The organism is Salinimonas sediminis, assembly GCF_003429285.1.
GTDB lineage: Bacteria > Pseudomonadota > Gammaproteobacteria > Enterobacterales > Alteromonadaceae > Alteromonas > Alteromonas indica.
The window spans coordinates 707,506-721,524 of record NZ_CP031769.1 but is presented as its reverse complement, the minus strand read 5'-3'; the positions used below and the strand labels follow the sequence as shown (position 1 = coordinate 721,524).

17 protein-coding genes are annotated in these 14,019 nt (G+C 48.2%); 11 read left to right on the top strand and 6 right to left on the bottom strand.

The genetic code is table 11. The features are described from left to right. Positions 1-3 precede the first annotated feature (3 nt). The 11 genes from D0Y50_RS03260 (at position 4) to mgtE (ending at position 8,659) form a co-directional block, all read left to right on the top strand. Entirely contained in the window at positions 4-972 is a 969-nt protein-coding gene (locus D0Y50_RS03260; RefSeq protein WP_117315474.1) for a KpsF/GutQ family sugar-phosphate isomerase, read from the top strand. Further along, positions 972-1,526: a 3-deoxy-manno-octulosonate-8-phosphatase KdsC gene (kdsC, locus tag D0Y50_RS03255; protein WP_108565411.1), complete on the top strand. Its 555-nt coding sequence runs from the start codon at positions 972-974 to the stop codon at positions 1,524-1,526. Before D0Y50_RS03260 ends, kdsC begins: the two co-directional genes overlap by 1 nt. Beyond that, positions 1,523-2,086 carry an LPS export ABC transporter periplasmic protein LptC gene (gene lptC / locus D0Y50_RS03250; RefSeq protein WP_117315472.1) on the top strand — a complete coding sequence of 188 codons (564 nt, stop codon included), beginning with the start codon at positions 1,523-1,525 and terminating at the stop codon, positions 2,084-2,086. Before kdsC ends, lptC begins: the two co-directional genes overlap by 4 nt. Next, on the top strand, positions 2,055-2,639 hold the full coding sequence (gene lptA / locus D0Y50_RS03245) for a lipopolysaccharide transport periplasmic protein LptA (RefSeq protein WP_108565413.1): 585 nt from the start codon (positions 2,055-2,057) through the stop codon (positions 2,637-2,639). The genes lptC and lptA overlap by 32 nt, the downstream gene beginning before the upstream one ends. Positions 2,640-2,641: 2 nt before the next feature. Further along, positions 2,642-3,367: an LPS export ABC transporter ATP-binding protein gene (gene lptB, locus D0Y50_RS03240; RefSeq protein WP_108565414.1), complete on the top strand. Its 726-nt coding sequence runs from the start codon at positions 2,642-2,644 to the stop codon at positions 3,365-3,367. Between the two features lie 77 nt (positions 3,368-3,444). Then, positions 3,445-4,923, top strand: coding sequence for an RNA polymerase factor sigma-54 (locus tag D0Y50_RS03235; protein ID WP_108565415.1), 1,479 nt, complete (start codon positions 3,445-3,447; stop codon positions 4,921-4,923). A gap of 31 nt (positions 4,924-4,954) precedes the next feature. Beyond that, positions 4,955-5,242: a ribosome hibernation promoting factor gene (hpf, locus tag D0Y50_RS03230; RefSeq protein ID WP_108565416.1), complete on the top strand. Its 288-nt coding sequence runs from the start codon at positions 4,955-4,957 to the stop codon at positions 5,240-5,242. A gap of 9 nt (positions 5,243-5,251) precedes the next feature. Then, on the top strand, positions 5,252-5,698 hold the full coding sequence (ptsN, locus tag D0Y50_RS03225) for a PTS IIA-like nitrogen regulatory protein PtsN (protein WP_117315470.1): 447 nt from the start codon (positions 5,252-5,254) through the stop codon (positions 5,696-5,698). Positions 5,699-5,744: 46 nt separating this feature from the next. Further along, a complete protein-coding gene (gene rapZ, locus D0Y50_RS03220; RefSeq protein WP_108565418.1) occupies positions 5,745-6,590 on the top strand; it encodes an RNase adapter RapZ in 846 nt (281 codons plus the stop codon). Then, positions 6,590-6,862, top strand: coding sequence for an HPr family phosphocarrier protein (locus tag D0Y50_RS03215; protein ID WP_108565419.1), 273 nt, complete (start codon positions 6,590-6,592; stop codon positions 6,860-6,862). The genes rapZ and D0Y50_RS03215 overlap by 1 nt, the downstream gene beginning before the upstream one ends. Before the next feature lie 438 nt (positions 6,863-7,300). After that, the gene (gene mgtE / locus D0Y50_RS03210; protein ID WP_108565420.1) at positions 7,301-8,659 is read left to right on the top strand and encodes a magnesium transporter; all 1,359 of its coding nucleotides are present in this window, start codon (positions 7,301-7,303) and stop codon (positions 8,657-8,659) included. A 419-nt stretch (positions 8,660-9,078) separates the two neighbouring features. Here mgtE and D0Y50_RS03200 read toward each other — a convergent pair whose 3' ends face one another. From D0Y50_RS03200 to petA, 6 genes are all read right to left on the bottom strand, one after another. Then, positions 9,079-9,348 (bottom strand): spondin domain-containing protein, encoded by a 270-nt coding sequence (locus tag D0Y50_RS03200; protein WP_117315468.1) that lies wholly within the window; start codon positions 9,346-9,348, stop codon positions 9,079-9,081. A 547-nt stretch (positions 9,349-9,895) separates the two neighbouring features. Beyond that, on the bottom strand, positions 9,896-10,351 hold the full coding sequence (locus tag D0Y50_RS03195) for a ClpXP protease specificity-enhancing factor (protein WP_108565814.1): 456 nt from the start codon (positions 10,349-10,351) through the stop codon (positions 9,896-9,898). Positions 10,352-10,356: 5 nt separating this feature from the next. Beyond that, positions 10,357-10,989, bottom strand: a complete 633-nt coding sequence (gene sspA / locus D0Y50_RS03190) for a stringent starvation protein SspA (RefSeq protein ID WP_108565423.1) — start codon at positions 10,987-10,989, stop codon at positions 10,357-10,359. A 110-nt stretch (positions 10,990-11,099) separates the two neighbouring features. Further along, positions 11,100-11,834 (bottom strand): cytochrome c1, encoded by a 735-nt coding sequence (locus tag D0Y50_RS03185; protein ID WP_117315466.1) that lies wholly within the window; start codon positions 11,832-11,834, stop codon positions 11,100-11,102. Continuing rightward, a complete protein-coding gene (locus D0Y50_RS03180) occupies positions 11,831-13,096 on the bottom strand; it encodes a cytochrome b (protein WP_108565425.1) in 1,266 nt (421 codons plus the stop codon). The genes D0Y50_RS03185 and D0Y50_RS03180 overlap by 4 nt, the downstream gene beginning before the upstream one ends. Next, the gene (gene petA, locus D0Y50_RS03175) at positions 13,096-13,728 is read right to left on the bottom strand and encodes a ubiquinol-cytochrome c reductase iron-sulfur subunit (protein WP_108565426.1); all 633 of its coding nucleotides are present in this window, start codon (positions 13,726-13,728) and stop codon (positions 13,096-13,098) included. The genes D0Y50_RS03180 and petA overlap by 1 nt, the downstream gene beginning before the upstream one ends. Between the last annotated feature and the right edge of the window lie 291 nt (positions 13,729-14,019).

Here is a 14,019-nt window from a genome sequence, read left to right as displayed (position 1 = left end):
TCTATGCATGACATCTTTTTAGCTTCGGCAAAACGGGTTATCGACATTGAAAACCGGGCTATCGCAGCGCTATCGGCGCGTTTAAGCGATGAATTTGTCAGCGCCTGTGAGATCCTGTTTCACTGCAATGGTAAAGTTGTGGTAAGTGGTATGGGAAAATCTGGCCATATTGGCAATAAGATAGCCGCCACCCTTGCCAGTACCGGTACGCCTGCCTTTTTCATGCATCCAGCCGAGGCTAACCATGGCGATCTGGGCATGTTGGGTAAAGAAGATGTGCTCCTGGCTATCTCTAATTCTGGCGAGACCAGTGAGTTAATTAATTTACTGCCAGTGGTAAAGCGGCTGAATGTACCGGTTATCGCCATGACTAACAGCCGCTCCAGTACGCTGGGGCAATACGCCGACGTGATACTTGATATCAGTGTATCGCAGGAAGCCTGCTCGCTGGGTTTAGCCCCGACTTCCAGTACTACCGCTACGCTGGTAATGGGTGACGCGTTGGCCATTGCCCTGCTGGATGCCCGCGGTTTTACGTCGGACGACTTCGCCCTATCCCACCCCGGCGGCAGCCTGGGCCGTAAGCTATTATTAAAAGTGCACGACATTATGCTTACCGGGCAGGACCTGCCCCTGGTATCGCAGCAAGCCACTATCAGCGAAGCCTTACTGGAAATCTCTCGCAAAGGTTTGGGGATGACCGGCATCCTGGACAGCCAGAAGAAATTGGCAGGGATATTTACCGACGGTGACTTACGGCGGGTACTGGATAGCCGCACCGATATTCATACTACCGGCATTGACCAGGTCATGACCCGTGGTGGAATTACGGCAAAACCGCAGGAGTTGGCTGTAGAGGCGCTGAATACGATGGAAGCTCGCAGTATCACCGCGCTGATGGTCGTGGATGACCAAAGGTATCCCATTGGCGCATTTAATATGCACATGTTACTTAAAGCAGGAGTTTTATAATGCCTCATGTAGTGACCTTTTACGGGATGCTGGAAGAGAAAAGTTTTAATCGCTTGAAACAGCTTAAACTGCTGGTGTGCGATGTGGACGGGGTGTTTTCCGATGGGCGGATTTATCTTGGTAACGACGGCGAAGAACTAAAAGCCTTCCACACCCGCGATGGCTATGGCCTGAAAGCGGTGGTCAAAAGTGGCATTCAAGTTGCTGTCATTACCGGCCGTCGTTCTGCTATTGTAGAAAATCGAATGCAGGCGCTGGGTGTTCAACATATTATTCAGGGTGAAGAAGACAAAGCCACAGCTTTGCGTACGTTAAGTGAAAGTCTGGGCATTACGCCGGCCGAGGTGGCCGCAATTGGCGATGATGTTCCAGATTTAGGTATGTATCAGTTTGCTGACACCAAAGTGGCAGTGAAAGACGCTCACCCTCAGGTTACGGCTGCCGCAAACTGGGTGTTGACCAAGCCTGGCGGCTTTGGCGCGGTGCGTGAGCTGTGCGATATTATTCTCCAGGCCCATGATAAGCTGGACGGTATTCACGGAGCCAGCATATGAACCGGCTGGGTATCAGTATAGCCGCGCTGTTTGTACTGGTATTGCTGGTATATATGCCAGTATGGTTAACCGAGCCAACGGCCACTCAGTCAGGCAACAGCAATGATGCACTAAAACCGGCTTACACGGCTAAAAACCTGACGACCACTTTGTACAATGAAGAAGGGGCCCTGAACCATCAGGTCTTTGCCAAAACCATGGAACATTATGATCAGCTGGGTTTTGTGCAATTTGAAGAACCTAAATATACCGTATATGTGGATGCCGACCAGAGCCCCTGGCAGGTCACCTCGAATGAGGGTACGCTGTATAACAACAATTTAATTGAATTAGAATCGCAGGTCAGGGTACGTAGCTTTACCGAAGATGCGTTTGTAAAAACCATCGAAACTGACTTTATTAAAATTAATCTGGACGACAAAACACTCTTTTCAGATCAGCCAGTGGTTATCCGCGGAGCAACGTTTGTCGTAAACAGTAATGGCATAAAAGGCGACCTTAGCTCGCAAGAGTATGAGTTGATTGATCATGTACAAACCACTTTTTCCCCTGGCCTCTAGCCTGTTAGCCCTGTTATGTTTTGTTGCTCCGGTAACAGCTGGCAGTGGTGATTTTCAAAAACCGATTACGGTAGACGCTCGCACCCAGTCGATGGATGGTAAAAATAAAGTTACCCGGTTCAAGGATAATGTGACGATAACGCAAGGCACGTTGACGATAGAAGCCGATGAAGTTGAGGTGAGCGCTAAAGATGGCGAAGGGCGCGAAGTCATGATTGCCAGGGGTAACCCAGCGAAGTATTCACAAACCATGGATGATGGCAGTAAAGTTACCGCCCAGGCCAGCGAATTGCGTTATGAAGTGAACAAGCGCACTATCTCTATGCGGGGCGATGCCAGAATTAGCCAGAATAGTAGTATGGTACGTGGTGACAGTATTACTTACGACATGGTAAAAGAACAGTTACTGGCAACCAGTAGTGATAATAATGACGATAGCCGGGTCACCACTGTTTTTCGGCCTCAGTCTATTAAAAAATTGAATGACAACAAGGACGACGCAACGGCCAAGGATAGTGCTGATGAGCAAAAGAACGGCGAAGGTGACAACTAAGTATGGCAACATTGTCTGCCGCAAATCTTGCGAAATCGTATAAGTCCAGACAGGTAGTACGTGATGTCAGCCTGTCAGTCTCTACTGGCCAGATTGTGGGTTTATTAGGGCCCAATGGGGCTGGTAAAACCACTACCTTTTACATGATAGTGGGGTTAGTTGCGCTGGATAAGGGTAAAATCTTAATTGATGATAACGAGCTTACCCACCAGCCAATGCACGAACGGGCGCGCCAGGGAATCGGCTATCTGCCGCAGGAAGCATCGATATTTCGTAAATTAACAGTACACGAAAATATCATGGCTATTTTGCAGACCCGCAGCGGGCTTTCCGCTACCAAAAGAGAAGAAGAAGCTGACGCGCTACTTGATGAATTCAATATCAATCATATACGTAATAGTACCGGTATGAGTTTGTCAGGCGGAGAACGCCGCCGGGTAGAGATTGCCCGGGCATTAGCGGCTAATCCGCAGTTTATTTTGTTGGATGAGCCATTTGCCGGTGTTGACCCAATATCGGTAAATGATATAAAGAAAATCATCCAGCATCTGCGCGACAGAGGCATAGGGATCCTCATTACAGACCATAACGTACGGGAAACCCTGGATGTATGTGAAGAAGCCTACATCGTAAGTCACGGAGAGCTCATCGCCCAAGGTAGTGCGGAGCAAGTATTAAGCAACCAGAAAGTACGTGATGTATACCTAGGTGAGCAATTCAAGCTATAGTAAGGTATGAGTGACATTGTCATACCTGTGGTTCACCGCTTAAGTACACGCGTACCCGAGTTTAAAATAAGACGTAGATGAAACCATCTTTACAACTAAAATTTAGTCAACAGTTAACCATGACCCCGCAGTTGCAGCAGGCTATTAAGCTATTGCAGCTGTCGACTCTTGATCTTCAGCAGGAAATTCAGGAAGCCCTGGATTCAAACCCCTTGTTAGAGGTAGATGAAAGCAGTGATAACGATATTACCGAAAAAAATAATATCGATAATGACAACGACAATGTAGAAGCCACTGCCAGCACCAGCGACAACATGGACTCGGGCGAAGCGATGGAGAAAAATGATTTACCCGACGAGTTGCCTATCGACAGTACCTGGGATGAGTATTATTCAGCGTCCTCAGCCCCTGCCCCCGGCCCGGGCAGTGACGAAGATCAAATTTTTCAGGGCGAAACCACCGAGAATATTCAGGACCATCTGCTCTGGCAAATGCGTTTAACGCACTTTTCGGATACCGACCGCGCCATCGCGATGGCGATTATTGACTCGATCGACGAGTCAGGCTATTTAACCGTATCGGTAGAAGATATTCTGCAAAGTGTGAATAGCGAAGACGCCGAAGAAGTTATCGAAGAAGATGAAGTTGAATGTGTGTTGAAACGTATTCAATTATTCGACCCACTTGGTTCGGGATCGCGCAGCCCGCAAGAGTGTTTGCTGGTTCAGCTACGCCAGTTCGCTATCGACACGCCTTGGCTGGAAGAAGCCAAAATGCTGTTACAGGATTATTCAGACTTATTGGGCAGCAAAGATTATCGTACCTTAATGCGCAAAACGAAGCTGAAAGAAGATGAACTGCGTGAAGCAATGCGGTTGTTGCAGACGCTAAACCCTCGTCCAGGTAGTGCATTAATTACAAAAGAACCCGAATACGTGATTCCGGACGTATCAGTTACTAAGCGCAATGGACGATGGGCAGTTGAGCTCAACCCTGACAGTTTGCCAAAGCTTAGCGTAAACCAGCAATATGCTGCGATGAGCCGCCGCGCCAGAAACAGTAGCGACTCACAATTTATTCGCTCGCACATGCAAGAAGCAAAATGGTTTATTAAAAGCCTTGAGTCACGAAATGATACGCTGCTTAAGGTAGCCAACTGCATAGTGCAGCAACAAATGGGCTTTTTTGAACATGGCCCGGAAATGATGAAACCAATGGTTTTAAACGATGTCGCAGAAATGGTAGATATGCATGAGTCGACAATTTCCCGGGTAACTACCCAGAAATATATGCATACACCGCGCGGTATTTTTGAATTGAAATATTTCTTTTCAAGCCACGTGGCGACAGAATCTGGTGGTGAGTGCTCCTCTACCGCCATACGTGCACTAATTAAGAAGCTGGTGGCTGCCGAGAAACCTAGCAAACCACTTAGCGATAGCAAAATTGCTCAGTTGTTGGCCGAGCAAGGTATAAAAGTTGCCCGGCGAACAATAGCAAAATATCGGGAATCGTTATCGATCCCACCGTCGAACCAACGCAAAAGCCTGATTTAGTAGGGCTTGCTCACAATAAGGAAGACGAACTATGCAAATCAATCTTACTGGTCATCATATTGAGATCACTGACTCTTTGCGTACTTATGTCGATACAAAATTCAGCAAATTAGAGCGTCATTTTGACCATATTTCTAATGTTCATGTCATTTTAAATGTCGAGAAACTGGCACAGAAAGCTGAAGCTACGGTTCACCTTAGTGGGGCGGAGGTTTTTGCTTCGGCAGAGAATACTGATATGTATGCGGCCATTGATAGCATGGTAGATAAACTGGACAGGCAAGTTATCAAGCACAAGGAAAAGCTGAAAAAGCATTAGTCAGTTAATATGGATATACAAGCCATTGTAAGCCTGGACCGCACTAAATGTGCGGTTCAGTGCAATAGTAAAAAGCGAATTCTCGAGATCATCAGTAATATCGCCGCCCAAAATAACCCGGAAGTGGAAGAGACGACAGTATTGAATGCGCTGATGGCTAGAGAACGTATGGGCAGTACTGGAATTGGTAATGGTATTGCGTTGCCCCATGGGCGTTTGCCCGGGCTGGACCGCGTAATTGCCATCGTGGTGACCAGTGATCCGGCTATCGATTTTGATGCAATTGATCGCAAGCCTGTGGATATTTTCTTTACCCTGTTAGTGCCTGAAGAGCAAACCGAAGGTCATCTTCAAACACTGGCGATGGTGGCCGGTAAGTTAAGTGACAAAGATACCCTGAAAGCCATTCGCCGAGCACAAACCGGGGATGATATTATTGCAGCACTACAATCATAATTGCCACCTACACAGAGCCCCTGTGTAGGTATAAGGAAGCAGCGCTTTGAAGCTCATTATTATAAGTGGCCGGTCCGGCTCGGGTAAATCAGTTGCGCTACGAGCCTTGGAAGACCTGGGATATTATTGTGTAGATAATATCCCGGTCAACTTACTCCCTGCCCTTACCCACTCCGTGTCGCAAGAGTACGACCAGGTAGCCGTTAGTATCGATGTACGTAACCTGCCTAAAGACCCCACGGAATTAGGGGAGATTCTCGATTATTTGCCCGAATCATGGGCCATGACCATTGTATATATCGATGCCAGTGACGATATTCTGGTAAAGCGATTCAGCGAAACCCGGCGTTTACACCCTTTGGCCCGGCTGAATAAGTCACTGGCTGAGGCTATACATACCGAACGCGAACTGTTAGCGCCGATTGCCGAGCGCGCCGATTTATACATCGACACTGACTCCCTTTCTATTCACCAGTTAGCCGAACTTATCCGTGAGCGTATTTTGGGTAAAAAGAGTTCTCGGCTGGTTTTAGTATTTGAGTCCTTCGGTTTTAAACATGGCATACCTAAAGATGCAGATTATGTGTTTGATTCGCGGTTCTTGCCTAATCCACACTGGGAACCCGATTTAAAGCATTTAACCGGGCTGGACGGCCCGGTAGAAGTATTTTTAGGTTCACAGCCTATTGTGACGAAATTTATTTGGCAGATTCAAAACCTGATTACCACCTGGTTACCTCATTTGGAACGCAATAATCGCAGTTACGTGACCGTCGCAATTGGGTGTACTGGGGGCCAGCATCGCTCTGTATTTGTGGCTGAAACGCTGGCCAAAACCTTCACCGATGTTCACCCAGATGTACAGATTCGCCATCGGGAACTTAATAAATAATGAAAATTGAAAAGCAACTGACAATTGTAAATAAGCTGGGCTTACATGCCCGCGCGGCGACTCAACTGGTTCAGCTGGCCAACCAGTTTGATGCACAAATAACCTTGGTTAAAGCAGATAAAAAAGCCCAGGCGGATAGTGTACTTGGGCTAATGATGTTGGAAAGTCACCAGGGCGAGCAGGTATGCGTAATAAGTGATGGCCCCGACGCGCAGGCCGCCATGGAAGCTATTGAAGCGCTAATTATGGGTAAATTCAACGAAGCGGAGTAATCCTCCGCGCGCTTGGTATAGGGCGCCTCGTGCCATTGAATTATACCCTGCGACTACGCTGGGGCTTCTATGCTGAGGCTACTATGTGCCGGGGAATCACTCTGTGCGAGGCCGGATAGCGCTGTGAAACAACCCTTAAACACGCTCACAATGCCACTAAAAAGCAGCCAGTGCGCCGCAACCAGCCTGCCAAGGCTATCAGCCCCCGCTCGCCGGCCGTGACAGCTTGGGCCTGGGCTGTCTCACAATTTACGCGCGTTCCCCCTATCCATGGGTATCTGGGACATCAATAAAGCGGTAAAATACCGAACCTGGAAAGGGGCAAAACCCCCGCTAATACCGCAGCTTATGAATGACAGTAATTAGTTGCTGAGTTACCCTGTATATCTACTCTATTGAGATACGTCCTGACAACCTCACATTTTTGAAGGTCCACCTGTGGCAGAAGCGCTCGAATCTAAATTTGCACAAAGTCAATTACGCACGATGAACGCCGCGCTGGCCGACGGGCGCTTTGTGTCGGTGCGTAAGATGTTGCTGGAGTTACCCCCCTCTGATGTAGCGCTTATTCTGGAATCAAGCCCGACAAAAACCCGAGATGAACTATGGGAATTAATTGACGGCGACTTTCACGGGGATGTGCTAGAGGAACTGTCAGAAGACGTGCGTAACGGCATTATTACAAAAATGATGCCGCACAATGTGGTAGATGCCTTGGAGGAAATGGACACCGACGACCTGGCAGAAACCCTGAGCAGCCTGCCGGATGAAGTACTGCAGGGTATCTTACAGTCAATGGACGCCCAGGACAGAGTCCGCGCTGAGCAAGCGCTGTCTTACGGCGAGGAAACCGCCGGTTTCATAATGAACACCGACACCATCACTTTGCGCCCGGATGTTACCGTAGATGTGGTGTTGCGTTATATTCGCCTGAAAGGCGATTTACCGGAAAATACCGACACATTCTACGTAGTCAATCGCACCGATAATCTGGTGGGGTCGGTTCCGGTCGCACGCTTACTTACCGCTGACCCGGAAGATAAAGTTGTTGAGGTCATGGATGAAGAAGCTGAAGCCATTCCGGTCAACATGCCAGATGATGAAGTCGCTAGCCTGTTTGAACGATACAACTGGCTATCCGCCCCCGTGGTAGATGACAAATACCGGTTGGTTGGCCGTATCACCATTGATGATGTGGTGGATATTATTCGGGAAGATGCTGAACACTCCATGATGAGTATGGCGGGTTTAGATGACGAAGAAGATACCTTTGCTCCCGTCTGGCAAAGTACGCAAAGACGGTCTGTCTGGCTTGGCGTTAACCTGGTTACCGCCCTGCTGGCGGCCATGGTCAGTGACTTATTCGAGGCAACACTAAGTGAACTGGCTGTACTGGCCATCCTCAATACCATTGTACCCAGCATGGGCGGGGTAGCCGGGAATCAGACGTTGACGTTGGTAATCCGGGGGATGGCACTGGGCCATGTTAATCCAAGCAGTTCACGCTGGTTAATTAGTAAAGAACTGTCTATCGGCTTCTTGAACGGAATGATCTGGGCCATTCTTATCGCCACCGTAATAGGACTGTGGAAACAAAATGCCACGCTAGGCGCAATTATAGCCTTTGCTATGATGATCAACATGGTAGCAGCAGCGTTGGCTGGCGCGACCTTACCCATTGTCATGAAGAAGTTTAAAATTGACCCTGCGCTGGCTGGGAGCGTTATTCTAACTACCATTACAGACGTGGTAGGGATATTCGCCTTTCTGGGTACTGCAACGCTGTTTCTGGTTTAGTCCTATTCCCGGGCCGCGCAAGAGGCCCGCTTAATAAAGAATGAAAAAGCCAGCGTCGTGGTTGGCGCCCGTGGGGGCAAAACACTATCCTGCGCCTGCATAGCCTTTATTATCTGGTTGGCTGGCGCGCTCCCTTTAGTTTTACGCGCAGGCGATTGATATGAGAGACCAGCGTATGTTCATGTCCGGCGTTATCATCGCCCCGTCCTGCTCTTTGCAGCAGATTACCAGAAAATACCCGAATAGATGCGCGGCAAAGCGCGTCCATAATGTGCGCTACGTGGCAGTTAGCGCCGTGGATATAAACCATAGGGAACAATAATAGTTATGCTTGCCAGCGGTTTAAGCCAGCGCTGTGCTGTATTGTTGATATCACTATTGCCGCCCACCAGGTCAGCGTGTTTGTTACACCTGTGCGACTAACTCATCACCCCAGCGCTGCCTTCTAAAGACGGGAAAACGGCATACCAGCTTCGCCAGCAACCACGGCGCCCGCGTATATCACCATTAGCCTCGGTGTCCACAGTATAGGCGTTAAGGTACACCATATACTGGCCTGCCTGGGTTGGTATAACTCTGTTATTAAGCACTACAAAACCATCATTGGTAGGCAGCGTCATTGCCACAACACTTAACCGGCTATAAGTGGTGGCAGTTTGTAAGGTAGTACTCACCGCCGCCGAAGTCACTCATATCCTCGCTGCATGATTACTGACAGCCTCTACAGACAGGCTTTGCGCCAGCATTTCCGGCCCAGTGAGATCACCACCCTGCGCCATGGCCTGAAGCTCGCTAATAGCGGCTTTATCGGTGACAAAATAGCGCGCTCAGTAGGGCGCGTGGCAATAATCAATGGCGTAAAGGGGATACTGCGGAGGTGGTTTTGATAGACATTCTTGGTTCAGCTGCAGGGGCCACAGTCGGGGGGTAGCAGACTGGTGAGCAATTGTGGCGGGGCCACACCACGGCGCGGCGCCAATGCATTCGATAGTGCAGAACCAGCGTGCAGAACCAGCGGCGGCAGTGCCAGTCTAATAGGCGGCCTGATACGGGTTTGTTTTGCTCATGCTACATTCTCAGTCTGTTCATGAATGGTATTCAACCGTTGAACACTTCCTAAAACTTGAACGACATAGATGGCAGATTGCTCTGAGAATTATCGCAGTCTGATAATGTTTTACCGCTTTTTTAGCAAGGCGATAACAGACACAAAAAATCCGGCCTGGGCCGGATTTTTTATTTTATAATTTTTAACGTGGGTTTGCCCTTTTTAGGGGGCACCGGGGCATTATCAGAATCAGCCTCGCTGGTGTCTGAACTTGGCCTGGTAGGGATTGATGATGCTTCATCAACCTCCTGCTCCAACTCTGGGGATGTCAGTTCTTCTTCAACTGCAAAGACAGTACCTGCACCATTTTCACGGGCGTAGATTGCCATTACAGCCTGACAGGGCATACTGATATTTCTTGGCTGCCCACCGAACCGTGCCTGGAAAGATAAAAACTCTAAATCCAGGGCAAAGTTGACACAGGCAGAAGGAGAGACATTCAATACTATCTGCCCTTCTTTCACAAACTCCTGCGGTACTTCAGCTAATTCGTTTGTTGCATCAACCACAATATAGGGCGTCATTTGATTATCGACAATCCAGTCAAAAAACGCTCTTAGCAAATAGGGTTGATTGGGGGTCATATTACTCATAACGGATTATGAATTTCGCGTTCCTGATCAGTCAGTGACGCTTTGAAAGACCCACGCGAGAAAATCCGGCTCATGTAAGCATTAATATCTTTTGCACCTGCGCCGTTAAGTTCAATACCTAACGCAGGCAGACGCCACAATAATGGTGCCAGGTAACAATCAACCAAGCTGAACTCTTCACTCATGAAATAAGGCATTTCAGAGAATACCGGTGCCAGCGATAACAATGCTTCACGCAATTCATTACGGGCCACTTCTACATCACCTTCACCACGGAAAATTCGCGCTGCAAGTGAATACCAGTCGCTTTCAATCCGGTGCATCATTAGTCGGCTTTGACCACGTGAAACAGGGTAAACCGGCATTAATGGTGGATGTGGAAAGCGCTCATCAAGGTATTCCATGATGATATGCGACTTGTACAGGACCAGCTCGCGGTCTACCAAAGTGGGAACCGTACCGTATGGGTTCAGATCTATAAGATCCTCCGGCAGGTTGCTGGGATCTGTATAACTGATTTCTACACCGACACCTTTTTCGGCCAGAACAATGCGTACCTGGTGACTGTAAATATCAATACTATCTGAGAACAACGTCATGATAGAGCGTTTATTCGCGGCTACGGCCATTAATTTTCCTCCGTCGAGAGACACTCACACTGCTCTATATTAGCAGTGCCGTACAAGCTAAAAAAGGGGGCAAGGGCCCCCTGGATGTATTATACATGAAACTGATGCTATTAGTGTACTTCTCGCCAGTAATCTTTTTTCAGCAAAAATACAAAAACAAACAGTACAATAATAAAAACTAGCACCCACTTTCCTATTTTTTCCGACTCAAGACGGAAAGGCTCGCCAGTATATTCCAAGAAATTCACCAGGTCAGCAACCGCCTGATCATATTCGTCAGGTGACAGTGCCCCATCGCCATCTGACTGAATACCGACATACCGCTTCACGGTTTCGCCATCAACCATAACTTCTTCATAGCTTTCTCGCGGCGTACCTTGCAAAGGTTGTAAGGCGTGTGGCATACCCACATCAGGAAACACTTTATTATTAACCCCGAATGGTCGGCTTTCATCCACATAAAACGTCCGTAAATAAGTATACAGCCAGTCTGCTCCACGTACCCGGGCAACCAGGGTTAAGTCCGGCGGGGCGGCGCCAAACCAGGTCGCTGCACTGGTCTCCGGCATTGCTCGTTTCATATAATCGGTAGGCTTATCGCCGTTAAACTGCAGGTTTTCGCTACCGAGCTCTTCAGGTATGCCTAAATCTTCAAATGTCCGGCTATAGCGCTGGTACTGCATCGAGTGGCACCCTGAGCAGTAATTCATGAACACTTGAGCACCCCGTTGCAATGAGGCTTTATCGGTTAAGTCTATTGGAGCGTGGTCCAGGGTAAAACTGCCTGAAGCAGCAGTCGCAATAGCGGGCATCCACAGGCTAAGTAATAATACCAATGCTCTCATCGTGGGATCCTCTCAGGTACAGGTTTGGTATTTTCGTTTCTGCTGTATAAAAACAGTGCGGCGAAAAAGCCAAAATACAACACGGTACACACCTGCGAGGCAATGATTTTCCAGGCTTCTTGAGGGGTACCGCCTAAATAACCTAAAAAGATAAATACCACAGCAAACAACAGCAAATTCACTTTGTGCAACCCGCAGCGGTAACGCCACGATTTCACGGTACCGCGATCTATCCACGGCATAGCAAACAGTGCGGCAATTGCGCCAAACATAGCCAACACACCAAATAGTTTGTCGGGTACCGCTTTCAAAATTGCGTAGAACGGGGTGAAGTACCACACCGGAAAAATATGCTCTGGTGTTTTTAACTGGTTAGCGATTTCAAAATTTGGATGCTCCAAAAATTTCCCACCCATTTCAGGCGCAAAAAACAAGATGTAGCAAAAAGCGAATAAGAAAACACAGAACGCCACTAGATCTTTTAGCACGATATGCGGGAAAAACGGCACTACATCATCGGCAATATCGTATTTATCGGTGTAATATTCGTGGATTTTATAGGGTGTTTTTTCACTCTCTGGCAAACTGCCTTTTTGATGTTTGATAGCCACGCCGTCTGGATTATTAGAGCCAACTTCGTGTAAAGCGATAATATGTAGAAATACCAGTATCACAATCACCAGCGGTAGGGCGATAACGTGTAAAGCAAAGAACCGATTGAGCGTGGCGCCGGAGATAACGTAATCACCTTGAATCCAGATGACCAAATCAGGGCCAATCACGGGGATGGCGCTGAATAACGACACAATTACCTGGGCGCCCCAATAACTCATTTGCCCCCAAGGCAGCACATAGCCCATAAATGCTTCAGCCATAAGGGCTAAATAGATAAACATACCGAACACCCACAACAACTCTCGGGGCTTTTGGTAAGAGCCGTAAATCATGCCGCGGAACATATGCATATACACCACAATAAAAAACGCCGACGCGCCCGTACTGTGCATGTAACGAATAATCCAGCCAAAATCGATTTCACGCATGATGTATTCAACAGAAGCAAACGCACCTTCTGAGGTAGGAACAAAGTTCATCGTTAGCCAGATACCGGTGATTATCTGATTAACTAACACTATGGTGGCCAAGAACCCAAACACATACCAGAAGTTCATATTGCGGGGTGCTGGATACTGAATAGCGTGCATATTCGCTACCCGCATCATGGGGATACGGGCTTCAATCCATGATAAAAATGCGTTCATCATGCCTCCTGCGCTTCAGAGCCGATGATTACAGTAACATCATCAACAAACTGATAAGGGGGAACGACCAGGTTCAAAGGGGCAGGAACACTTTGAAATACTCTGCCTGCCATATCGAATTTCGAGCCATGGCACGGGCAAAAGAAACCATCGGGTACGCCTTGCACTACCTCTTCAAACGCGCCGCCTTTGAGGTACTGTGGGGAACACCCCAAATGGGTACAAATACCGACCAGAATCAGATATTCCTCTTTTAAAGAACGGTACTGGTTTTGCGCAAACCCTGGCTGTTGCTGGGCTTCAGAGCCTGGATCTTTCAACTTATCTTCGTGCTGGCTGAGCGACTCAAGTATTTGCGGCGTTCGTCTGACTATCCACACTGGTTTACTGCGCCACATAACCCGTATCAGCTGCCCAGGCTCTATGGCGCTAATATCTACCTCGACATCAGCCCCAGCCGCTTTCGCTTTCGCGCTCGGGTTCCATGACGCGATAAATGGTACCGCGGCACCAGCAATCCCTACACCACCAACTACAGAGGTCGCTACCGTCAAAAAGCGGCGCCTCGTGTTGTTTTGTGGCCCTTTGGGGCCAGGTGCAGAGGTATTTGCATCTACAGATACATCGCTCATCCACATTTCTCCAGGTTGGATGCTGCATAGCAAGTTAATTCAGAAGGCCCCGGATTAATTCGCTATGCCAGCCAGCCGTCAACGTTCACCTGTACGTTAGCGGCTTGTATAATTATTTTTATAATATGTTATTTTTCATACAAAATCATACGGGAAAAGCCTTTCTCTTTACAAGGTTTTAGTATGTCTAATGTACAAATTTGCATGAAGCTTTATTCATACGCCTATCGCATGGGTATCGTGGCGCCAGACCGCTCGGCACCTGCAAGTCCATTTTTACTCCAGCCGTCA